The sequence below is a fragment of the uncultured Virgibacillus sp. genome (assembly GCF_947495635.1).
Classification (GTDB): Bacteria; Bacillota; Bacilli; order Bacillales; family Amphibacillaceae; genus Virgibacillus; species Virgibacillus salarius.
This window is the reverse complement of the sequence record NZ_CANMAB010000032.1, coordinates 1-23,228: the sequence shown is the minus strand read 5'-3', so window position 1 is coordinate 23,228 and position 23,228 is coordinate 1. Positions and strand designations below refer to the sequence as shown.

The 23,228-nt window shown below is 35.3% G+C and carries 20 protein-coding genes, 1 pseudogene and 1 CRISPR repeat array; of the genes and pseudogenes, 1 reads left to right on the top strand and 20 read right to left on the bottom strand.

Features of this window, described 5'->3' with window-relative positions; genetic code table 11:
• Positions 1 to 190: 190 nt before the first annotated feature.
• The 5 genes from Q1A47_RS09220 to Q1A47_RS09200 all read right to left on the bottom strand — a co-directional run bounded on the left by Q1A47_RS09220 (position 191) and on the right by Q1A47_RS09200 (position 5,225).
• Positions 191 to 1,306: an ABC transporter permease gene (locus Q1A47_RS09220; protein ID WP_026679955.1), complete on the bottom strand. Its 1,116-nt coding sequence runs from the start codon at positions 1,304 to 1,306 to the stop codon at positions 191 to 193.
• Positions 1,303 to 2,556, bottom strand: coding sequence for an ABC transporter permease (locus Q1A47_RS09215; RefSeq protein ID WP_026679956.1), 1,254 nt, complete (start codon positions 2,554 to 2,556; stop codon positions 1,303 to 1,305). The genes Q1A47_RS09220 and Q1A47_RS09215 overlap by 4 nt, the downstream gene beginning before the upstream one ends.
• Positions 2,557 to 2,568: 12 nt before the next feature.
• Positions 2,569 to 3,501: an ABC transporter ATP-binding protein gene (locus Q1A47_RS09210; protein WP_026679957.1), complete on the bottom strand. Its 933-nt coding sequence runs from the start codon at positions 3,499 to 3,501 to the stop codon at positions 2,569 to 2,571.
• 193 nt (positions 3,502 to 3,694) lie between these two features.
• Positions 3,695 to 4,336 carry a response regulator transcription factor gene (locus Q1A47_RS09205; protein WP_166529813.1) on the bottom strand — a complete coding sequence of 214 codons (642 nt, stop codon included), beginning with the start codon at positions 4,334 to 4,336 and terminating at the stop codon, positions 3,695 to 3,697.
• A gap of 16 nt (positions 4,337 to 4,352) precedes the next feature.
• Positions 4,353 to 5,225, bottom strand: a complete 873-nt coding sequence (locus Q1A47_RS09200; protein WP_228088995.1) for a sensor histidine kinase — start codon at positions 5,223 to 5,225, stop codon at positions 4,353 to 4,355.
• A 359-nt stretch (positions 5,226 to 5,584) separates the two neighbouring features.
• On the opposite strand from Q1A47_RS09200, the gene Q1A47_RS09195 reads away from it, so the two are divergent.
• The gene (locus Q1A47_RS09195) at positions 5,585 to 5,728 is read left to right on the top strand and encodes a hypothetical protein (protein ID WP_299631843.1); all 144 of its coding nucleotides are present in this window, start codon (positions 5,585 to 5,587) and stop codon (positions 5,726 to 5,728) included.
• 361 nt (positions 5,729 to 6,089) lie between these two features.
• Positions 6,090 to 7,571: direct repeats of the CRISPR family, unit length 32 nt; unit sequence ATTTCAATCCACGCACTCATGTAGAGTGCGAC.
• 167 nt (positions 7,572 to 7,738) lie between these two features.
• Here the strand turns inward: Q1A47_RS09195 and cas2 are convergent.
• The 15 genes and pseudogenes from cas2 to Q1A47_RS09120 all read right to left on the bottom strand — a co-directional run bounded on the left by cas2 (position 7,739) and on the right by Q1A47_RS09120 (position 22,459).
• Positions 7,739 to 8,029: a CRISPR-associated endonuclease Cas2 gene (cas2, locus tag Q1A47_RS09190; RefSeq protein ID WP_166529812.1), complete on the bottom strand. Its 291-nt coding sequence runs from the start codon at positions 8,027 to 8,029 to the stop codon at positions 7,739 to 7,741.
• Positions 8,030 to 8,039: 10 nt separating this feature from the next.
• A complete protein-coding gene (gene cas1c, locus Q1A47_RS09185; protein WP_166529811.1) occupies positions 8,040 to 9,071 on the bottom strand; it encodes a type I-C CRISPR-associated endonuclease Cas1c in 1,032 nt (343 codons plus the stop codon).
• Positions 9,068 to 9,727: a CRISPR-associated protein Cas4 gene (gene cas4 / locus Q1A47_RS09180; RefSeq protein WP_166529810.1), complete on the bottom strand. Its 660-nt coding sequence runs from the start codon at positions 9,725 to 9,727 to the stop codon at positions 9,068 to 9,070. The genes cas1c and cas4 overlap by 4 nt, the downstream gene beginning before the upstream one ends.
• Positions 9,717 to 10,580 (bottom strand): type I-C CRISPR-associated protein Cas7/Csd2, encoded by an 864-nt coding sequence (gene cas7c / locus Q1A47_RS09175; RefSeq protein ID WP_166529809.1) that lies wholly within the window; start codon positions 10,578 to 10,580, stop codon positions 9,717 to 9,719. The genes cas4 and cas7c overlap by 11 nt, the downstream gene beginning before the upstream one ends.
• A gap of 1 nt (position 10,581) precedes the next feature.
• The gene (gene cas8c / locus Q1A47_RS09170) at positions 10,582 to 12,498 is read right to left on the bottom strand and encodes a type I-C CRISPR-associated protein Cas8c/Csd1 (protein WP_166529808.1); all 1,917 of its coding nucleotides are present in this window, start codon (positions 12,496 to 12,498) and stop codon (positions 10,582 to 10,584) included.
• Positions 12,499 to 13,215, bottom strand: a complete 717-nt coding sequence (cas5c, locus tag Q1A47_RS09165) for a type I-C CRISPR-associated protein Cas5c (protein ID WP_166529807.1) — start codon at positions 13,213 to 13,215, stop codon at positions 12,499 to 12,501. It abuts the gene before it with no gap.
• Positions 13,216 to 13,538: 323 nt separating this feature from the next.
• Positions 13,539 to 15,965 (bottom strand): annotated as a pseudogene (gene cas3 / locus Q1A47_RS09160) (CRISPR-associated helicase Cas3').
• A gap of 376 nt (positions 15,966 to 16,341) precedes the next feature.
• Positions 16,342 to 17,145, bottom strand: coding sequence for a cytochrome c oxidase assembly protein (locus Q1A47_RS09155; RefSeq protein ID WP_240455857.1), 804 nt, complete (start codon positions 17,143 to 17,145; stop codon positions 16,342 to 16,344).
• A gap of 644 nt (positions 17,146 to 17,789) precedes the next feature.
• Entirely contained in the window at positions 17,790 to 18,638 is an 849-nt protein-coding gene (locus Q1A47_RS09150) for an S-adenosyl-l-methionine hydroxide adenosyltransferase family protein (protein WP_026679960.1), read from the bottom strand.
• Between the two features lie 1,158 nt (positions 18,639 to 19,796).
• Positions 19,797 to 20,312: a DNA-deoxyinosine glycosylase gene (locus Q1A47_RS09145; protein ID WP_121604814.1), complete on the bottom strand. Its 516-nt coding sequence runs from the start codon at positions 20,310 to 20,312 to the stop codon at positions 19,797 to 19,799.
• Between the two features lie 201 nt (positions 20,313 to 20,513).
• On the bottom strand, positions 20,514 to 20,645 hold the full coding sequence (locus Q1A47_RS09140) for a hypothetical protein (RefSeq protein WP_299631833.1): 132 nt from the start codon (positions 20,643 to 20,645) through the stop codon (positions 20,514 to 20,516).
• Between the two features lie 91 nt (positions 20,646 to 20,736).
• Positions 20,737 to 21,207, bottom strand: coding sequence for a hypothetical protein (locus tag Q1A47_RS09135; protein ID WP_121604812.1), 471 nt, complete (start codon positions 21,205 to 21,207; stop codon positions 20,737 to 20,739).
• 29 nt (positions 21,208 to 21,236) lie between these two features.
• Positions 21,237 to 21,620, bottom strand: coding sequence for a hypothetical protein (locus tag Q1A47_RS09130; protein ID WP_026679964.1), 384 nt, complete (start codon positions 21,618 to 21,620; stop codon positions 21,237 to 21,239).
• 157 nt (positions 21,621 to 21,777) lie between these two features.
• Positions 21,778 to 22,071, bottom strand: a complete 294-nt coding sequence (locus Q1A47_RS09125) for a phosphotransferase (protein ID WP_343231056.1) — start codon at positions 22,069 to 22,071, stop codon at positions 21,778 to 21,780.
• A 250-nt stretch (positions 22,072 to 22,321) separates the two neighbouring features.
• On the bottom strand, positions 22,322 to 22,459 hold the full coding sequence (locus Q1A47_RS09120) for a hypothetical protein (RefSeq protein WP_161629260.1): 138 nt from the start codon (positions 22,457 to 22,459) through the stop codon (positions 22,322 to 22,324).
• Positions 22,460 to 23,228: the final 769 nt, after the last annotated feature.

Below are 23,228 nucleotides of genomic sequence, written 5' to 3'. Positions count from 1 at the left end.
CGATCATGTATAATGCATGATTATAACAACCTAGAACCTGTAAATCCAGCTATTTAAATATATCATAATAATCATAATAATCTGAACTAATTTTTAAAACAGTTAGTTATATCGTATGAAATTTTCTCCATATCATACTCTTCTTTATTACAGTAAAAAGAAGATCGACTTTAAATGCCGACCCTCTTCCTTAAATATGTCTTCGCTCCATTAAATGGATACCTATACCTATCATAACAACGCCCATTAAAATTAAAATACTGATCGGATAGAGTAAATGCTGTATGGAGTAATTATAGACAACTGCCCCATTTAATATTTCCATTCCATATGTTAATGGATTAATCTTTGATAGTGCTATTAATGCATTTGACTCAACAATTTCGATTGGCCAATAAGCACCACCAATCATTGCCATACTAACAGCTATAATTGGTAGAATTGCATTAAACTGTTGAACATTTTTTACTAGTGCGGTAATCAATAGTGCTAATGCTATGACTGCAAAAACATATGGAATTATTAATAATAGTGTATCGTAGAATCTTCCATTAAAATTAACTCCAAATCCATATCGGAACAGTAAGAATATCACAAGCACCTGTAAATAACCCTCAAAGAAACTATATAGCATATTGGCAACATACATTTCCCACTTCTTAACCGGAGACAATATGATCCGATCCCATAATCCTTCGTTTTTCTCTGTTAATATTGGTAATACATTATAAGCAATTGTATAAATGACAAAGAATAAACTAAATCCAAACAATACTTGAAATGTCGGATTATACACAACAGCATCAGAACTCGTAAACCCCTTAGAATCAACAGTAAATACGGGATCATTCATAGACTCTTCCATGTCATAAAGCAATAAATCCTTTTGCTTATTACTAACCATATTGGCAGCATCCACTATATTTTGTTGCTGATAATAATGAATATATGCCTGACGAACCATATTTTCTACCATACGAACACGAACAGAGTCAACACCAACTATAACTTGATAATTTTCCTCTTTTAGAATTACACCTACTTCAGCTTTTCCGTTTTTAAGATGCTTCAACATTTCTTCCTTCTTCATTTCTTGAAGGTCAAAGGACGTAGATGCTTTTAATTCAGACATGATTGTAGTATCTCGCAAGTGTTCATCCACTATCGTTACTGGAACCCTAATTGCATTACTTCCTCCAGTTATCCCCATAATTAAGGCAAAACCAATAGACATGCCAGTGAAGATAAGGAAAGTCCATGGATTTCGAATAAATTGTCTAGCTTTCGCAAATAAAATACCAATCATACCGCTTCCCCCCTTTTAGGGAAAGTACTCGCTGCAATTAGAATCATTGCCATTCCAAATAAGCAAAGAAAAAGAATATTTGAACTTATCACTGAAATATTGTCTCCTCTTAAAATGCTTAGATATGCTGACATTCCAGCACCATTTGGTGTTAAATTGCCAAGTGTCTGAATGAAAGTTGAATTATCTCCAATTGGATAAAAGCTTCCTCCCATCAAAGCCATAAGAGAAACAACAATACCAGAAAAGAAATTAGTTACGGTCTCAGAATGCAAACGATAGCTTATTGCGGTTAACAGAACTGCAATCCCTCCTACAGCAATAGAAAATGCAAACGTGACTAGCAGTAATGCCATGATATTGGGCCAACTAACTCCAAAGGTAATCCAAGCAAAACTGAATATAATTCCAAGATGTAAACATCCAAAAATCATACCTGACAGCAATATGCCAGTAAAATATACCCAACGAGACATATTTCCAATAATTATTCGGTTAAATACAAATATTCTTTTCTCCATAAAGGCAAGCGAACCAATTGTAGCAGCAATATATAACACAGTCATAACAGCCATTCCTATTGTATAATACCCCTTAGAGGTCACCGGATTTTTTTGATTAATCGATTGTTGATTATTATTCAATAGAGCTGTTTCTACAGCAAGCACTTGTTGGTCGATTTCCTTTTCTTGTAAAAATGAGGCTAGTGTATATTGTCGCTGTAGATCTTCCAGTAAACTACGAATAACACCTGCTCCAATTTGTTGCTGTTCATTTTCGTATAGTTGTAATTTAGGTTTATTTCCTTCCCCAAAAATTGTATACGACAAAAAATCGTGTGTGAATTTCCGAGGAATTTCAATAACAGCAGTATAGGTATTATCATCTAAAACCGCTTGTTTCTCGCTAAAAGGTACTTCTCTAACATCAATCACTCCCTTTAATTCATCATTCGTTAGAATTGATTTTAATGTTTGAATCGGCGCGATATTAGTTACATCGCTTTGTTCTACCTTTGTTCCTTTCGGATTGTCGATACTTGCTAAAAAGTTTTCCACTTGCTCGTTCTCAGGCTGATGCTCAATTAATGCTAATTTTACCTTTAAACCAGAACTATCACCATTCATCATACTGCCTAGCGCATTCCCTAATATCAGAATCAATATAATCGGTAAGCCAATAAGGAGTAATAACTGAACAGGATTTCTTATTAATAACAATGCTTGTTTTTTTATAATTTGACCTATCATATCCATATCCTCCTAATCTCGTAATGCTCTTCCGGTGAGATGGAGGAATACGTCCTCTAGTGTAGGTGTTTTAATAGCTACCGAACTTAATTCCAAGGATGCGTCCTCTGCCATTTTAATTAGAGTTGAGAAAATATTAACCTCTTTAGCTACCATTATCGTTATTTCTTTCTCTTCTACTTGAATGTTATTTACCAAAGGGTGCTCTTTTATTTCCTTTATAAACGCTTCATTCAGTCGGTCAGCTTTAATAGATATTGTCTTCTCCGCGGATAAAATTCGCTTGATATCATCCTTTGTACCAGAAGCAATTAAGTTTCCTTTATCCATAATATAAATGCGATCACATAAAAACTCTACTTCCTCCATATAGTGACTTGTATAAAGTACGGTAATATTTCGTTCTGCATTCAACCGTTTAACTGTCTCCAAAATGTAATTACGAGATTGGGGATCGATTCCAACGGTTGGTTCATCCATAATAATTAATTCTGGGTCATGTAATAGTGCTACACCAATATTTAATCTGCGTTTCATTCCTCCAGAATATTTCTTTACAATATCTTTCCTTCTATCTTTTAGACCAATAAGGTCTAATACTTCATCCATTCTTCTTTTTAATTCCGCTCCTTTTAATCGATAAATTCTTCCAAAGAATTGTAGGTTTTCTTCAGCAGTTAAATCGTTATATAGTGCAATTTCCTGTGGTACAATACCTGTTACCTTTCGAAGTTGAGCTGGCTTCTTTAGTATACTGTTATTATTAAATCGGACATCTCCTGCTGTTGGCTCAACCAATGATGACATCATGGATATAGCTGTCGATTTTCCTGCACCGTTTGGTCCAAGCAGTCCTATAATTTCCCCTTTTTCAATAAACATATTTAAATTTTTGACTGCATATTGCTGTTTAAATCTTTTGGTTAGATCTACTAATTCAAGCACCTGCATCTCCTCCCTTATCCTTAGTTTACGTGGATTGCCACAAATATCATACTATCTGAAGTCATGGATTATCTGGTAATTTATATGACGGAGGTCACCATGAAGTATTAGAAACATACTATCTAACACATTAAAAAACGTGCTATAGGATAAAGAATAGATATCCCTAAGCACGTTTTGATCTCCCTAAAACTTATTCTGTAATATCATGTTTAACTGCAAATATGGCCAGTTGGGTACGATCCCTCAACCCCGTTTTTTGTAAAATTTGCGTAAGGTAATTTTTAATTGTTCCAATAGATAGATGTAGCTCCAAAGCAATTTCTTTATTTGTTTTTCCTTCACCAATTAATCTGGTAATGCATAGTTCCCTTTCAGTTAAAGAAACATCTAATGATGCTTGCTCTTCACGGGAACGTCGGAGTAATTGTGGTACTACTTTTGCTGCTACCTCATCATGAAGTGTCATACCTCCATGCATACAGCTATATACAGAATCAATGAGCTTTGTTGATTCAGACGTTTTCAATAAAAATCCATTTGCGCCTTCCTTAAGAGCCTCCAATGCATACGTCTCATCATTAAATGTTGTTAATATAAGAATTTTTACATTTGGCCAATTTTGTTTGATGACTCTAGTAGCATCGATCCCATTCATGACAGGCATACGTACATCCATCATAATACAATCGATGAAATGCTTATGTAATATCTCTATTGCCTCTTTTCCATTACTTGCTTCATGTGTCACGCGAATCTGTTCATCCTGCTCAAGGATGACTTTCAGCCCTTGTCGCACCATAACCTGATCTTCAACTAATAGAACACGCCACATTTAATTTTCCCCTTTACTAAACAGGTATCATTCCAGAAACAATGAATTTCTTTTCTGTGCGATATATTTCCATACTCCCCTTAACTTCATCCACCCGTTTTTTCATATTTGTTAATCCAAACCCTTCAGTGAACGGTTCAGAGTCAAATACAGCATTACTAATTTCAAATGAAACAGCTCCAGTAGCTGCTTTTCCTAAGGTAACGTCGACTTCCCGTGACTGGGCATGTCGCATTGCATTTGTTAATGCTTCTTGAATAACACGGTATAGAACAACACTTTTTTGATTGGTTAACGGTATGGATAAGACACCCTGTTTCACTGTGAATTGAACAAGCATATGACTTTCTGCTTCTAATTTGCGAATTAAATGGACAACTGTAGAAATACCCTCATGCTCTTCTGTTTGTAATGCCGATACTGCCTGTCTAGTTTCCTCCAGACTTTTCATTGCCATCTCTTTTAAATCCTGATAATCTGCATCCTGATGTGTTATGGATAACATTTCTAATTTCATAATCAAAGCTGTTAATCGATGACCAACAGAATCATGCATATCTCTTGCAATTTTTGTTCTTTCCTCCAAGCGTGCATTTCGTTGTGCAGAAAGGTTTAAACGTTTCGATTTACGATATTCTCCCAATAATTGATCATACAACTCTCTTTGCTCGTGTCGCATCACCACGTGATGATTTAAAGATAAAATAAGAATGATACATAAAACAGTACTAATGATGATTTCAATGAAAAAATCTCCTAACGAGTACGCATAAAGAATGGACATGCTTCCATTAAATAATAGATAATAATATAAATTTTTTGTAGAGAGACGATAGCTCGCATCAATTGCCAACATTTGTAAATAAAGAATCGGTAGCAAAGATTCCATCATCACCCATCCATGGGATAACTCAATTACTGATAATATAAGATAATGAGTAAGCAGGGCTCGATTTAATGAAAGTAAACAGAATAAAGCAAAACTTATAGCAAACGCAAGAAGACTTACAGCAATGTTGGTACTATCCTGAACTATAAAAAGTACCCAAAAACCGCTGATGAAAGAACCTCTTATCCAAAAGTACATCATTTTTCTACTCCAACCTTTTCCAAAGCTAAGCTCATATTTCAATAATTTTTTCCACCAACTTGCTTCTCTAGGGATTGTCTTTCTTTTCATGTCATACATTTTTTTACTTTTTAAGAATGCTTCTGCGATAAGAAGGATGACATTGTGTAAATGAATGAGTGAAACTTCAATCGATGTGGGTTTTGTTTACCCCTCACGGATTAATAGTATCTAAAGGGTACCTAAAGGCCTTTAAACCAATCGGACATTTACTGGCAGTCGATCATCCACCTTATCCATATTGGTTTTACTTTAATGCTTGAAGTGAGGGTCTTACTGCCAGTTATATGTGGGATAAATTAAAGATAACAAATATCTTTACTTATTAGAACATATTTTTAATTTTCATTCTATTTCAAATGACGTTAGACACCTCTATCATAGTTATTTACTTTATAGAATTATGGCATGACATATGTTCTTTTATTTATGTATCTACAACTTATTGTTATGTTTTTAAAATAAGCCTACGTAATGCCCCTTGAAGCAACAACTAGACTATCTAGTGAATTCACATAAATAAGTGGTTGACTAATAGACTTGACGTGAGTTGTTCATAATTGTTACAGATAAAAAATCTCCATGTCCACATCTAATTGCTGCCTGTTCCTTGTATCCTCATTAATTTCAATTCACGCACTCATGTAGAGTGCGACGTTCGTTTGGCTATATCGGGTCTTTTGGGAAAATTTCAATCCACGCACTCATGTAGAGTGCGACCTAAAATAATTCAGAATAATTTTAATGAAGAAATATTTCAATCCACGCACTTATGTAGAGTGCGACGTAGATGACATACGAATTGATTTAAAGGCAAATGAATTTCAATCCACGCACTCATGTAGAGTGCGACTATCCGTGGCGGTTGGTTTAAACAAGATGAGGTTAATTTCAATCCACGCACTCATGTAGAGTGCGACTATCCGTGGCGGTTGGTTTAAACAAGATGAGGTTAATTTCAATCCACGCACTCATGTAGAGTGCGACTCAGGATACGGACTTTTTCGATACTGATATCAATATTTCAATCCACGCACTCATGTAGAGTGCGACTCAATTTTTCAACGATTGCCTTGCTGTATGTTATATTTCAATCCACGCACTCATGTAGAGTGCGACTTTTCTAACCGGTGTACTGTTAATTAGTTCTAATATTTCAATCCACGCACTCATGTAGAGTGCGACGACTGTGTAACTCTGCATCCGCTCCCTTGCTAATTTCAATCCACGCACTCATGTAGAGTGCGACGGCAACCCATTGAACAGATTGACGCTACTGTCATATTTCAATCCACGCACTCATGTAGAGTGCGACCCAATGATCTTGTATTTGCCTGTATAACTTAATATTTCAATCCACGCACTCATGTAGAGTGCGACGGTGGCTTTGCCTGCCTTTCAGCGAGGTTCAATGATTTCAATCCACGCACTCATGTAGAGTGCGACGGAGATTAACCATGCTATCAATCATGTATTCTTATTTCAATCCACGCACTCATGTAGAGTGCGACGCTATAAGGGCAGTTGCTAAAGAGGTCGGATTTTTATTTCAATCCACGCACTCATGTAGAGTGCGACGGCTTAGGCGAGTTAAACCGAGTCACAATGGTTGATTTCAATCCACGCACTCATGTAGAGTGCGACGCAGCTAGCGAATAAAATAGCGCAGGATTTCCACATTTCAATCCACGCACTCATGTAGAGTGCGACACTATGTCGAAGTCGGTATCCCTGTAGTTTCTTTATTTCAATCCACGCACTCATGTAGAGTGCGACGGCAACCAGGATTATATCGTGGCGTTGATAAAAAATTTCAATCCACGCACTCATGTAGAGTGCGACGATGATATATGTAAAAAGGTCTTTAAAACGTTCAATTTCAATCCACGCACTCATGTAGAGTGCGACGATGCAGAGACGGGATTCATTAAAAACTACCAAGTATTTCAATCCACGCACTCATGTAGAGTGCGACTCATTCCTTTAAGTAAAAAGCACCTTCATTTTAAATTTCAATCCACGCACTCATGTAGAGTGCGACAGAACAGGGCAGTATCGCAATATTAATGTCATTATTTCAATCCACGCACTCATGTAGAGTGCGACTGCGAATTATGGTTATTATTTACAATAATTGTTAAAAAACAAACCAAAATAACGCTATTTTTCTATAAGTTATAAAACACCTGTTCATTTATAGAAATAAATGTAAAAAAAATCACTTTTTAATGGTGCGAATCATCTAGGGGTTTCATGTTTGCTTCACATTCGCACTAAAAAATCAAAGGTTGCTCTATATCAATAGAATCCTTAACACCAATATGCTCCACCTTCATTTTGTAATTATTCCCTAGTTGATAAAAACGGAGACTATCCTTCTCCCGATCGATTATATCAGATAATTCAATCTTTAAGGTGGTATACTGTGTTGCATCAACAACACATTCAAATACGGAATGCTGAACCCGTTGTCCATAATTTTGACAAATTTTGGAAATTTTACGGAGTCTTCTCGCTCCTCCATTACTAGTTGTATTAACATCATAGGTAACTAAAACTAACAAATAAACTCACCTACTTCCACATAAAAGGAGGGTATTCATCTAAATCATTCCTCAAATATCTCGCTAATAACAGTGATTGTGCATAGGGAACTAGTCCCCAAGAAATTTTTTCACCTAAATAAGGGTGTGTTATTTTTTCTTGTTTTTTATGTTGCCAGGCGGATAAAAATTTCCGCCTAGCATCCTCTGTCATAATAACCGCACCATTTTCTTTCTTTTGAAAATCAGTTTTATTGATAGACTTCTTATTAATCAAAGTTAAAACAAATTTATCTGCCAAGACGCCTCTTAGTTCTTCCATAACATCCAAAGCCAATGAAACTCTACCAGGACGATCACGGTGTAGGAAACCAACATAAGCATCAAGTCCAACCGCTTCCAATGCTGCGGCTACATCATTTGCCAACAACGTATATGCGAATGATAGCATCGCATTCACATTGTCTAATGGTGGACGCCGTGAACGTTTACTAAAATAAAAATCTTCCTTTTGCTGTAGAATCATATCATCTAAGCACTTATTATAGCTAATTGCAGCTTGCCCCTCCCAGCCGCGTAAGTTCTCCAAATCAGCGCAACTTCTGGTTTCTTTCATCATGATAGTTAAATGCTGAGATACTTCCTTAAATTTATCAACATTTATTCGTAAAGGATAATCTCTTGTCATTCTTTCAAGAAGCCACTTATTATTATATATCTTACCTATAATGAAATTTCGAGCAACCTCAGTCGAATGCTTTTCATTATCTGAAATACGATACTGTTTTTTTCTAAGTGTTACATTCCCTCTACTCTCTCCTACAACTCTTGCCAGAAAACGTCCATTCATTGTTAAAAATATTAAAGAAATATTTCTCTCTGCGCAATATCCCATTAGTGCCGGACTAGCACCTGTATAGCCAAAAGCAACAATAGATTCTAAATTGTGCAACGGCAATCTTGCTAACTTTTCTTTTTCTTTTATCAAAACAATGTTATCACCGTCTAAAGACAAATAGACATCTGACTGCGTAACAAATAGTGTATTGAGAAGATTCTTCACTCATTTACCTTCCCTTCTATATAGCGCTTAACAGATTGCTTTGTCATCAATCTAGGTAAACAAATATGTTGAAGAGAACAGCTCTTGCAGAATCTACCAGTTTTCACCTTTGGTGTATGACGGCGCATATAATAGTCATACATCTCCGATACAATAGCTCTTACCTTATTCTTTATTTCACAAGTAATTGGTATTTCTAGTCGGTGCTTTATTTCGTTGTAAAACATGTATCCCATATTAACCTCGCAAAGAAGCATTTCCTCCAAACAAATCGCCTGTGCTACTAATTGCAGAATATCCACATCATTTTTCTTCGGCTTTCCCCGTTTGTATTCAACTGGTATAGGAAGATATTTTCCTTCCTCACCATTGATAGGAACCCCATCAACACTTTTCAAAAATTCAACAACATCACAAATGCCAGTTATCTTTAATTCCTCTGATTTTATTGGCATTGCTCGAACAACAAGTTTATTACCTCTTTTTTCTCTTTCAAAAGGTTGATCTGCTTTCCGATGCAAAAATTGTCCTTCCACTGTACGAACATTTTCTTCCCATTGTTGCTCAATATGGATTAATGCCCATTGTCGTTTACAAAATTGAAAATGCTGAATGCCTGATAGCATCAGATAGTCATCATATTCATTACAATCCATCAATAATTTCAACCTTCAGGCCATCCAATTCATGCAATTTAAATTCATAATCTGCAAATGATTTTGGTTCTTCATTTTTAGATTTCACTTCTAATGAACGATGCACCTTTGCCGAAGAATATTGTCCTAACTTTGAATTATGCTCCCACCAATATACATTATTTACTTCCATACTACCATCAGGTCTGGCTGATGAAGCATCGTTTTCAAACAATGTCACAAGCGCTTGCTTCATTTTATCTGCGTCTTTATTAGTAAACCCTGTCTTCTCCGCCAATTGTGTATTTATACTCCCGTAAAATACATACACACCAAAATCTACGCGGTGTTTCATTCCCATTGTGTCTGAACCTTTTTTGTCACCAGTCTCGGAGTTAACACTTTTCGTGATTTGCATACTAGTAATATCGATTGGGTCAATGCTAGTTGCAGTACGAACAGAAACTGGGCCCCTAATTCCAACAGAAACACCAGCCCCTTTACTTTTTTCTTTAAATGCGAAAACTTGTCCAAAGCTGCGAACATCAAGCCATTGTTGACAAGCAATTCGTGCAAATTCTTCATTCGAACCTTTCTTTGACTTCATAATCTTGTCTAATTCAGTATTTGCTTCAGCTCTTTCTTTTAAACTATTAAAGTTATCTGATCGATTGTCGTTAGACTGAACAAAAATAGATTCGTCCATATCCATCAGCCGATTGCGAATTTTTCTTTTGATAGCGACATCCGAAATTTCACCGTGACCATCATAATTTTGGCGAGGTCGATTTCCATTTAATGGATCTCCATTTGGATTTGCTTTTGAAACAGATAAAACTACTGCAAAGTCAATTTTGTGGTCTAAAGTAGTCATTTTATATATCCCCTTTTTCATTTGAACTTTCTTTATTTGTACCCTTTTTTTGATATAAATCATTCCGTTGACTATAAAGTCCCAATAAATATTTTCCTGACAATGGTCGATTATTAAAATCTTCCAGTTTGAATTTTGAAGCAACTTCATCTATTAATTTAGTTAAATCTATTGCGCTTGTTCCTAACCTTGCTTGATAAGGCTGTAGGCTATCTTGAATCGTTTTCCAGGTTCTTTGCGGGTGTTTTGAAAATGAGTTCATATATCTAATTGCATTGGTAGCACGTGTAGTTTCCTTCCCTAAGGCTCTTCTTTCCAACACATCGGCTATTGCAAGTAATCTTCCAAATAAGTAGTCACGATCTGTATTTTCTTTATCCAAAGGCACGTTATATCTCTCCCCTTTTTCATTTAATGTTTTATTGATTAAAGCACATGTAATACTAAAAGTTTTTTCCCATTCCCACGGTTCCATTGAAACTGGATTGGATGCCCGATAAAAAGCACTCGTAACAATATCTCGCGGTATTTTTCTCCCATCAACAATACAAGGGAGAATACGTTCCATTAATCCTTTAACTACTTTTTCATTTACCTTTGATCCATAGGCAGCAAAAGCGATATCCTTAGTCGATGGTGCACCATGAAACAATATATTTTTCTTATCTTCATCTTTTCTATAACAATGCTGCCAAACGCAGGTAGCATGCCAGTTTGCAAGTCTATCTAAATATAGTTTTTTATTCATATTACGATAATATAGAACAGCAAGCCGCCCCGTCGTTGCGGAATCCAAAATAAGTATATTCACATCCGATTCTGTAGTTAAATCGTTCTTATAGCCATCGATAGCCTTGGCCACCTCTTTTGCAAACACTTGGCTCGTATAACTCTTCTTCTCATCAACCATTGCTACCTTCTTTAACAGCCTTAAATCTACTGTACCAGCAGTTGGTTCTGCTAGTTCTGTACCATCATTTGCCCAGACCAAGAATACTCGTTGATCGACCATTTTCCCTTGCCGATTAATCAACCATTTTAAGGCATTATGCGCTTTTTGTGATACATCATAGCTTATTGCAGCGACATCCTCCCCTTTTTGAAAGCGACCTCTAAACGTAAAACCACTTGAATCATTTGCTGAAATCAATTTTGCTTTATCTGCTGCATGACGAATTTTATTCGCATGTCTATCTGTACTCGGCATTACTTTTCCAGTGACAAAACATAAATCACTTTTATGTAAAGAACCATTATAATAATTAATAAAGGATTGAAACATCTCTTTATCCTTCCAAACTTTTTCTAAAAGTTTATCCGATGAATAGACATTAAATCTAATAAATGCACTTTCCTGCCCGCCATTAACTACCGAAAATATCTGTGGTTTCCCACCATGTAAAGATTCATATTTCTTATCCCATTTCTCAATTAATTTACTATCTTCATTTAAATACAGCACTTTATGTGCAACCAGATCCTTGATAAAGTGCTTTTTTCTTAAATAGTTGTAAATACTTTTCACTTTTTTATGACTGTACGGTGATTCAGCCCAGTTTTTAAGTTTCGAAATATACTTTTGAAACGGTTCTTCTTGCTTTATTTTCCCACCATATGCCACAAAGTCGCCAGCGACATAGCTTAACTTATCATGTAATGGATATGGCGCAACTTTTGACCCAGCACGACTTGCAGATTCATCTGTACAAGGAATCAATGTACTTGCATCTTCTTTATCGATCACATCTGCCGAATGAAAATTACCATCCTCTGTGATGTTTACCTCTATATGTGCATTTTGCGTTGTATGGGAAATAGGGAGTAATGTATATTCACGGTCATAAGCATTTTTTGCGATTTCCCCAACATAGCCTGTGTTAGCATTATACGTTTCATATAGGTTTAATAACCAGCTCATTTACTCACCTCCATCTATATGGGTCCATAATTCTTCTGCTGACAGCACATTTGACTGATCAAAATGTTTTGGAGACATTTCTGAAACCGTCCTAATATGTTCACATTGATCTGGACGAATAAATTGAATGACACCATTTTTCATAATGGGGTTCCATAAACGAACTTCCATCTGATTTCTTCCCGTTTCATCTGGATAATTAATACCATGAACCATTGTGCCAAAATGTATCTCACCCTCATAATTATCATAGAATCCTTTTCCTTCGCCAAAGTTACAAGGCTCGACATATGCCTGACACTCACGAGCACCAAGAAAAATATCTCTTCTTCCACCAGCTTTTAATGAACGTTTAAGTATGTTATGATGCTTGTTTTCGTTACGATCAAAAGCTAAATCAGGACGATGTGAATTAAAAACAAAGTGGGCCTTTACTTGATAATGCACCTCCCTTAAATATGTATAGTTTGCTAGTGTGTTTCCTCCACCATACTCAATAGGTCTAATTCCCTTTGATTCCATACGAATGGGATTCATCACTCGCACCTCATCTACAATCATCAGCAAAGTCGGTTTCCAATAAATTGATTCTACAATCCCCTTCAGTGCCTGATATGTTGGCACTTGATAGGACATTTTTTCTCCACCCATTTTGGTCAAAGGATCTGTAAATAGGGCATAATCGCCAAAAACATCAAATTCGATTGCGTTTCTCATCTATTCATCCCCTTTCAAGGAATCTAGATAAAAGCAAACCTAGATTCCTTCTCTAACATTGAAGCTCTGTATTTTAGAAATTCAAGTCAAATTTTTAAAAAAGATTCATACCATGCATTAACTTTTAAAACAGAGTTATCATATTGAAGTAAATTTTTTAATAAAGGTTTATTCAACTCAACAAATTCCATTACAAATTCTTTTTCCCCACAATTAATATAAATCAAATAATTATGTTAAAATAAATTGTCCCTTATATAAGCGCGGATTGAAAAACATAGTGTATTATTCGAGAAGCCTATCTACATGCAAGATAGGTTTTTCTAATAACTTAAAAAACTCAAATCACTATTATTTTGCAGTTCAAGACCGTATTCGTTGTTATAAGCACCTTCTGTAACTGTTAAAATTTCTCCATCAAATATAGATACGAGTCCACCATTTTCACTCAACTGCCTTAACTCATGCTCGTACATATTAATAGTATATTGCTGTGCTGTTCTTAATAAATGGGTTAAGTCATCAATTGTTTCAGCACCAGTGAGATCTGTGATAATATTTTTACCACCTTCATATGGAACAATGACAGAAGTTGTAACATTATCGATTACTTCAAAATTTTCTGCTGCAGTTTTTATACTGGTCAGCATATACGTGTCTGGAAGCTTTCCATTTTTGGCAAAATACGCATTAACTAGTTCTTCTGTTTGTACCATTAAAAGTTCTGTCATTTCCTTTTGCAATTTCGGAATAAAATAGTTCAGATCTCCCGCTAGATTAGTAAATAATTCCTGAAAATAGCGTACCATTGCTTCACGAGATAAGATATTGCCACCATGATTTGTTTTTTCCTGTTTTATATCAAGCAGTATTTTTTTTGAAATCCTCTTTCCTATCTTAATTTCTTTTAAATGGTTAAGATTCTCTTCTTCATGATCAATGATGTAAACAGGTTGAATATGCTTTGTACCATGCCGATTACATCTTCCTGCTGCTTGGGCAATCGAATCCAGCCCTGCTAATGAACGAATGACACAATCAAAACTGACATCAACACCAGCCTCGATTAACTGTGTGCTAATACAAATAATTCTTTCTCCATTATCTAACTTTTCCCTAACATCTGCTAATATTGCTTTCCGATGTGCTGCACACATAGACGTGCTTAAATGATAAACAGGAATATCTGACAATTCTTGTTGTAGCTGATTATATAGGTTGTGAACGACTGTCTTGGTGTTTAAAATCACTAAAATACTTTTTACATCATTTATCTTTAATTGGACAAATAGAGAAAGCTTGTCATTATCAAACGTTTCATCACTTGCTTGATCAATAATTTCAACACGTTTAAATCCATCGATAACTGTTTGAAGGTCTTTAATGATTTCCCCATCGGTATTGATATCTAGTTTGTGTTCTACAAAATCTAAAGCAGGTTGTGTTGCTGTACAAAGCAGAACACTTGTCATTCAATTTGAATTTAAATAGTTTAAAGCGTTATTAAATAAAGAAACGCATTTTGTTGGTACCTTTTGCACTTCATCAAAAATAATGATCGCATCACTCAAATTATGTAACCTTCTAATATTTCTGCTTCCATTAGCATAGAAAACGTTTAAAAATTGCACCATTGTTGTAAAAATAATTGGCGAATCCCAGTTATCCTTTGCCAATTTTAACTTTTGCTGATCCGTCATTACCCCTTCCTCAGCTTCATCCTCATCTGTTATATCAGCAATCACATCGGAATGATGCTCTAATATATTGACATTATCCTGCAATACTTTCCTTACTTCTTCTGCATTTTGCTCAATGATTGTCGTAAATGGTACGACATAAATAATCCTTTTTTTGTTATGTGTTACTGCATGCTTTAAAGCATAACGAAGGCTCGCCAACGTTTTTCCGCCACCTGTTGGGATTGATAATGTATATATTCCGGAAGACTTTGTTGCAAACTGTTCACATTGATCAGACATATTGGCTCTTAAAACATTAATTGGCTTGTGCGCATCTGGATGATTCCGAAAAGAATCTATTTTTTTCAGGAGTTTTTCGTAATATGTAGTAAATAACTGCTTATAATTAATGGGTTTCTCATAAGCAGTATTTTCTTCAAATCTTCTTGTATTTGTACGATCGGCGTCAATTAATGTACTAAAAACGAATTTTGTTAAAAACATGAGATGTTTTTCTAAATCTTCATTATTTCCTTTGGTTATATATGCTTTTAGTTCTTCAACTGCATAATTCATGTAATCTTGAAAGTTCGGTTTACTAATTACTTTGGCAAAAAAGGATTGTTTTACTTGCTCGAAGTTTTCTGTAAACGTTTTCTGACAAACCCTTCTTAAGTAGTCTGAACTCAGGTCAGGATTTAAAAAGTCATGTAAATAGCCATGATGTGAAATAATAGCATTTCCTACTATTTCCGCCACAAGCGCTTGATGGATGTCAATATTCTTGCCAGCATGGTAAAGCTCATACAGTAGTTTTCCCCCTGCGGAAGAGTGATCAACACTCCCTCTCTTTGGAGAAGAGTCTGGATTCTCCACAGCTTCTGTAATATACCTCAAAAACTCTTCACTGTACTTACCCATGTCATGAAGCATTCCTGCTAAACCAGCTAAATGTTTTACTCCAATTTTTTCTCCGTAAGACTCGGCTAGGTTTCTTACTTCGATTAGATGTTCTTCCACTGTTTGGACCTTTTTATCATTCGATCTTATATGTGCGACAGATTTCATATATCTCTACACCTCTTTTGCTAAAATGGATAATTTGACCCGTATCTAATCTATTATTCGATGTTTTTTAACAAATTCCTGCAAAATTTTTATTTTTTTACAAACCAGTCAAATACTGATCTTAGCAAAAAAAGTAAGAAATACCATCTGCATCACACTTAATTAATTGAATTGTTGTAAAATTTGTCAACAAATAAAAAGTTAATAATTCTAACACGCAACGACAAAAAAACATTCCTTCACTTCATTGAAGTAAATGTGGATATTTTTCCACTTTATCATGGTAATTGAATGTGGGAATTATTGATTTCCTTTAGAACCCGAGTCTATTAAAACTTTTTAGCAAAATGAATTTATTTTAAGAGAGCGTCCCATTTTAATTTTCTTTTACACGGAAATTTTTAATCATTACACCACCAAACACGACAGCATGACCACTAATTAGTATACTTCCACCGATTTTTTGTTCGTTAAGTGGATTAAATGGTAGGAGTTCTGCGAAAAATTCCTTTGGCAATGTATCCCAATCCGGTATACAGTACTCTAAGGCAGCCGTAAGCATACCAATATCTGTATATACGGTATATAAACTTTCTTTGGACAAGAGATAAATCAAAAACAACGGAATAATTAGAATGATATTTGCTAAACAATACCTTTGTTTTGCTTTTGCCATGAGGGCATTTTTTGATAGAAGTGGCAACCATAATAAGATCGCTGCAAAAAATAATGCAAACAAATAAAAATAATTTAAATAATAGTCAACTTTTACATAATCAAAAATAGGGGGATGATGGTATAGATAAAACATCCCATAGAATAAGAACAAACTAATAAAAGGATTAGTCAACCAATACAATCCTTTTTGAACAGGTGCTATGGAAGGAATCTTTTCCAATATTCCTTTCTTAAACCCAACTATTAAGAGTGGAGGAACAACGAGTAAGAGCATAACTAATTGAATCATATGAAAGCTAAACGTAACTCTACCTAAAATATTTACAGGTGTCCCGAGAGCAATGAATAACCCGACTAACCCACTTATAAATAGGATTGTTTTTTTAATCGAATCTTCTTTTCCCTTAGGTAGCAAAAAAAGATAGATATTAATTAAAAACAATACGAGCAGTAAAATACCACCGTTCCATTTTGTCGTAAAATCAAATTGATTTAATATCACTTCCAAGCCATTCACCTTCTTTTTTATAGTCACTTACTAAAAGTATAAAACACTTACAGCATAAGGAACTATGACATATGTCACAAATTAATGAACAGTTCTACCAATCCTTATTTTGACGTAACAAGCTCCTGCACAGTATGCTATTTCAAAAATAAAAACATACTAAGATTAGTGGGTAAGGTCATCGACGAGTGATCTTACCCACTATTTCTTTTTTAAGTTATAGTGAGGAGTGAAAGAAAGCCCGATCAAAGCTCAGGGATTACGAATTCGAATAAAAAACAGGGCTTCTTCTTTCTACAATGATGATAGATATCAAAAACAACTAAACGGCCTTAGCTCTATCGAATTTAGAGCTAAAACCGCTTAAGTCAGTTTTTATTATTTCCACTGGCTACTTGATAGGGGGCACCACTTCAAAAATTAATTATTGTTCGTTTTTTGATTAGAATCATTCATTTAGCACCTGAAATATGCGAGACTCCGACGGGAACAGCACGAGTCCGAAGATCCACTTGGTAAGCTCGTTTTCGATACCTACATCTTAATCATACGTATTGCTAACTGCATAGCTCACTATTCTCATGTTATTTGAATAGGCTGTTTTATTTCACTCCAATCTGCTTCATTCAGTCATAATTTTACGTAGATGATACTTTCGTAATCCAAATTTCCCAATTCTCTCCTGTCCCTATCTGATAGGTTTTAGCAAATGAACCTTGGTTTAGTGCGATGCCTAATTTATCTAAGGAATTCACATACACCAATGGCTCTCCTAACCGACTTTTTGCAAATGACTGGCTAAATGTCATGCTATTTTTATAGACCTGTTGTGAATGATTCGTAATGGTAACATCGAGTACATCATCATATCTAATCCCCGCCTCAGCAAACAGTGTACGATTAATATTCGTCCACAGATTACCAAAACGGATGTCCAAGATGTCAATATGTCCTTTAACAATCTCCTCTTCTATTTTAGCTTCTGGCTTAGGCATACGAATAATCACATCAACATCTACTTTTGGGCCAACCTCCTCAAAATCTATAATTGCAGAAGCAAGCCTTGCTCCTGTGTAAACATAAACATCACGTCCGTGAAATGTATAAGAATGACCAGAACGTGGTAAACGATTTATTTTTTCATCAATAACACGTACCTCAGCAATACCTAGATGTTCTTTAATATGGGTTAATGTACCATTATTTGGTGTCACAATGTATTTATTATCCATCGTCTTAACAACGACACTTAATCTATCTGTTCCAACACCAGGGTCTACAACAGATATAAATATGGTTGCTTCTGGCCAATATGTAATGGTTTGGTATAAGCGATAAGAAGCCTCCCAAATATTGTATGGTGGAATATCATGGGTTAGATCGAATATTCGTAACTCAGGGTCAACGGAAATAGCAACCCCATACATTGCACTTACAGCTCCGTCACCAATACCAAAATCTGTTTGTAATACTAAATGCTTACACATCTGAATCCCTCCATATTTAATTAAAGCAGAAACGCAGCGACTGGAGCAATCAACGAAGATAAAAGAATCACGGTGAGCTTGCGAGTCGATACTGATTTAGCTTAGGGCGATTCATGAAATCACCTCGCTTTTGGGCGCTCGAGCTGCACACACACATCCACATGGGCTAATTTTATAAATTCCTAGACTATAAAAAAACACGCCTCTATCAATTACTTGATAAGGACGTTTCATTACGTGGTATCACCTTATTTTAGCTGTACGCTCACACATACAGCTTCATAAAGTATAATATAAACTCATACTCTAGCGTTGTAACGAGTACCATACCTCGTTGATACCTACTAATTTACAATATAAAATACTTCAGCACACACACAGCTTCTTGGCCATTGTTCAAAATGGAATTTACTATTGATTTAAAGATTTAACATTTAGTATACGAAGCTGTAAAAAATATTTCAAGAAAATTATTAGAATTATCACAGAAAATAAGGCAAATTACTCATTTTCTCCATTTAAATATACAAGCTTTCGTTTGATATGAAACCCTTTACTCCTACTTGTTACACAGGGCTTCACCCCTATTCATGCCCCAAAAATCAATAGGAAGTTTATACGTAATAGACAGAACTCTGTGAATTTCATACCATTTCCTAATAATTTCCACAATTTTTACACGGATTGTAGTATAATGGTGGGGACAGGACTTGCAGGGTGTAGAATGGAAGCTAAGCAAACTGCTTCTCTTTACTTGGCGACTGGTAATCCCCTAAGGGAAAGGGGCTGAAATTTGTGATTCCAATTGACAAGACGCTTGAGTTGATGTTTTCGTTCGCAACGCTTGTATTGTTGATTGTTAATAGCCGAGAAAACAAGTAATCACCCTGCCGACGGAGTTAACAAGGATTTGCTGTCCTTTGTAACGAAGTCGCCGCCCCTTGCGGATAACTGTCTGAGTCGCAAGTTGCCGCTTGCGACTCATTTGCGGTACCGTTCCCAGTTAAACAACCAATTTAATCCTATTACAAAACGATGAAAAATATTCATGATTCACACAAAGTACTTTTAAATATCTATTTACTTTTATTATACCCTATTTTTACATAGATAATCGACAAAAAACATGGATATTTGACTATCTACATCATAAATACGTTAATCATTAATATATGAAAGAATCACTCGCCATGCTTCTACTTTTCCTTCAAACGTTTTCGTATAGCGTCCTGGTATAGGGCTAGTGGATGGAAGTTTCAAAACAGTGACATGGGGTATGGTTTCTATTGAGAAATGCTTATGAAGTATGTCATAAGCCTTCCCACCGTTACAGGCTATTAGTTTAATGGAAGGGTGTTTAGCTATAAATCCAATAATGTCATTAGGAACCTCCTCCTTAATTGCTGCATCTAAGCTTCCTTTACGATAACATGTCGCAATTGTATCCCAAAGCGCAATACCATGCTGTTTACAAAAGATAATTTTATCCTCATATCTCTCCAAAAACGGTTCATTGAATAGTGTGAAAAGGATCTTCCAGAAGTGGTTACGAGGATTACCATAATATTGCTGCTTCTCTAACGATATACCTCCGGGCATCGATCCTAATATAAGTACATTCGGCCGCTTCGGTACGATTGGTTGAAATGATGTTAGCTGATTCTTTAGGTCCAATGACTACACTCCTTATTGTTTACTTTCTAGTATGCACATACAATACTTATCTAGATAAACGAAAAAACTAGTAGAAGACCTCATTATCATCCACTAGCTTTCTGATATATCATATATAGATATGGATGTACCATTACGAAAAAGTTTATGAAAACGGTTGATCGTTATCCAGCTACGCTTACATGAGAGCATTCTTCCTTACTACTTATCGACCTTGTCGCACATTAATTTATCAATTTTTTCTTCAATACGCGCTAATCGCTTTTGTTTTGTAACGTACATTTTAATACCTTTCACTAGAAGAAAAGCAATACTCAAAATTAGAACGAACATGAACAACTGTAGTAGCGCATCCCCCACATAAAATCCTCCGAGCATTAACATAGTCAATGAATTTCTCCTTCCTCATTTATTAAATGGAACTTCAAGTCCATTCACTGCTTGAACGATATAATTCAATTACTTCCTTTACTTTTTTCTTTTTCCGATCGTCCCACCATTCTAGTACTACATAAATATTGTTGATTTCTTCTAATGATATAGGTTTACCTTCATGATTAACAAGAGAATCACCTTTGGTTGAGCCAGTTCGCTCTTCTGAAATGTCAACCTTGCCATTTTTAACAGAGGCCTGAATAATATTATCTTTTTCATTAATAACCGCATGGACCTCTATATAAAATGTATCTGTTACATACTTCTCTTGCCCTTTCATATCTAAAGTTCCATTTCCTGCTCGAAATGTCTGATCTGTTAATTCAATCTCGTAGTTTTTTAATCTCCAATTCTCGCTTTCTCCCATTAAGGATAAATAAAAATTTGAATTTGATTTGCTTACATCACAGCCTATTAGAAATAATAATAATAGTATGACTGCTAAAGATAAAATTCGCATAGATGCACCTCTAATCTTATTTCAACTTCTTAACTTGACTTTTCTCTATTAAGAAAACCCTTATCCTGTATTTTTTTGACAATCGTTCGGTAGTATTTTACTAACTGTTTACCGAAGCTATCCTTCATATATAGAATGAACCAGAATAGTAAATATAAATGACCCATAATTAGTAGGATTGCTGTTATTTTTCCATTTGCCATTTGCGAGAAAATATAGGCTATTGGATTCACTTCCACAGGTCTTTCAACCGAATAAATAAAACTAATGAAAGGAATAGCGATAGTTAAAATAATGGTCGTATATGCAAAGGGTATCCATCTATCTCGAATATTACTAATAATTGCAGTTACTAAATTGAAAATAATAAAACTAAAATAAATAACCAAAAACCATGTCGGTAATGCTTCCAAATTACCTTCACTCCTTTATATAATAAATAACTTGTCTATTGACTACTACTAGATTCTTCCTTTATTCGATCTGATTGAACCTGTAACAAAAACAATTTTAAAGCATTCTTATTTAACCAATTTGTCCCCCACACATCACCATTAGCAAGCATTGTGCCTAACAGCCATATTCTGCGTATAGTGTAAATAGCGGAACACTCTGAAGATCATCTTTAGTCAATTCTCTTTGTGAGAGGTATCCTTGTAGGAAGCTATCCCAGCATTCTTGTTCTTGACGCTTATCGTTATGTAATAAATTCCACCAAGAAACTGCGACATCATAAGATCTGTAGCCAATTGCAGTAAAATCAAAGTCAAATACTTCTAATTCTCCATTATTCAAATGATGATTATGAAAAGCTCCATGACAAAGACCTATTTCCAAATTTTTCTCAGCCAATTCCTCTTTTATTTCATTTACAACTTTACATAATAATGCCGCCGATTCACCACCAAGAAAATGCCTTATTACGGGGAGAATTCGAGTTATCGGTTTATTTAGTAAATCCTCTTAATAATGTATCGTCTTTATTTAACATCGGTTTGGATAATTTAAATCGGCTACTATATAATGTTGCAAGACATCTAGTTCAAACTGAATGGCGGGCTTATCCCTCCACTGATGACGATAAACGCGATATACATATGTCCCTTCATCTCCCTTAACGATGTAGGAGGTCATTCAAACCGCTCGTTAACAAAACACAGTAATGTAAATCTTTAATCGGATAGTTTCTCAAGATTACTTCCTCTATTGATGCTTCATCGATTAGCGTATGTTTGATGTGAAGTTTTGCCATGTATGTACCCCCTATCTGTTGTAAAAGGGCGCTCATTCATAATTCCATTAGTTATCTATTTCTCCTTTTTCAACCTATACCCGAGCGTAACGTAATTGAAGCGATCTGTATACATCTAAGATTAACATTTTTTACTGCTTATTTTCATAATTGTACCAAAATTATTGTTGTTTTGTTATGACGATAGACATCTGAATGCCAGGAAAAATGATGAATCTATCGCTTTTAATATCCTAGCCTCTTTACCGTTATTCTTAATCGATCTATGGAACTTCAAGTCGCCAGTTTGGTATAGAGTTATTCGCCTCTGTTTTTATTCCTTTGCTACTTATTATAGTTGGCTTTAAGCTTAATGTCATGCCCGTTATCCATTAACTTAAAGAGCAATTATAGTCTGGATGCTATGAAGTAGCGTCATTTCTGGTCGTCAAAAAACGCCATTATAGGACTAAGTTTTCTGGATAATAAAATCAAAGAGGCTGGTACAAAACACAACTTCTTTACTCAAAATACGAATAATCATATTATTAATAGGAGTATCATCGCCGCATCGTGAAACTATACGCGCTTTCCGCGGGCACAGCCAAGGGTTTTCAAAAACATTTAGAAAAACTGAGCAAAATTCGCTCAGTCCGTATCACTAAATGTTCAGATTTACGCTTCCTTTAGTAGCTATTATGGAATAATAGCTGCTGCTTGACCACCACTCCGGCTGCCCACTTCCCTTTCCGTGGGGTTTGTCCTTCAGCTAACTTTTTTAGCAAAACCC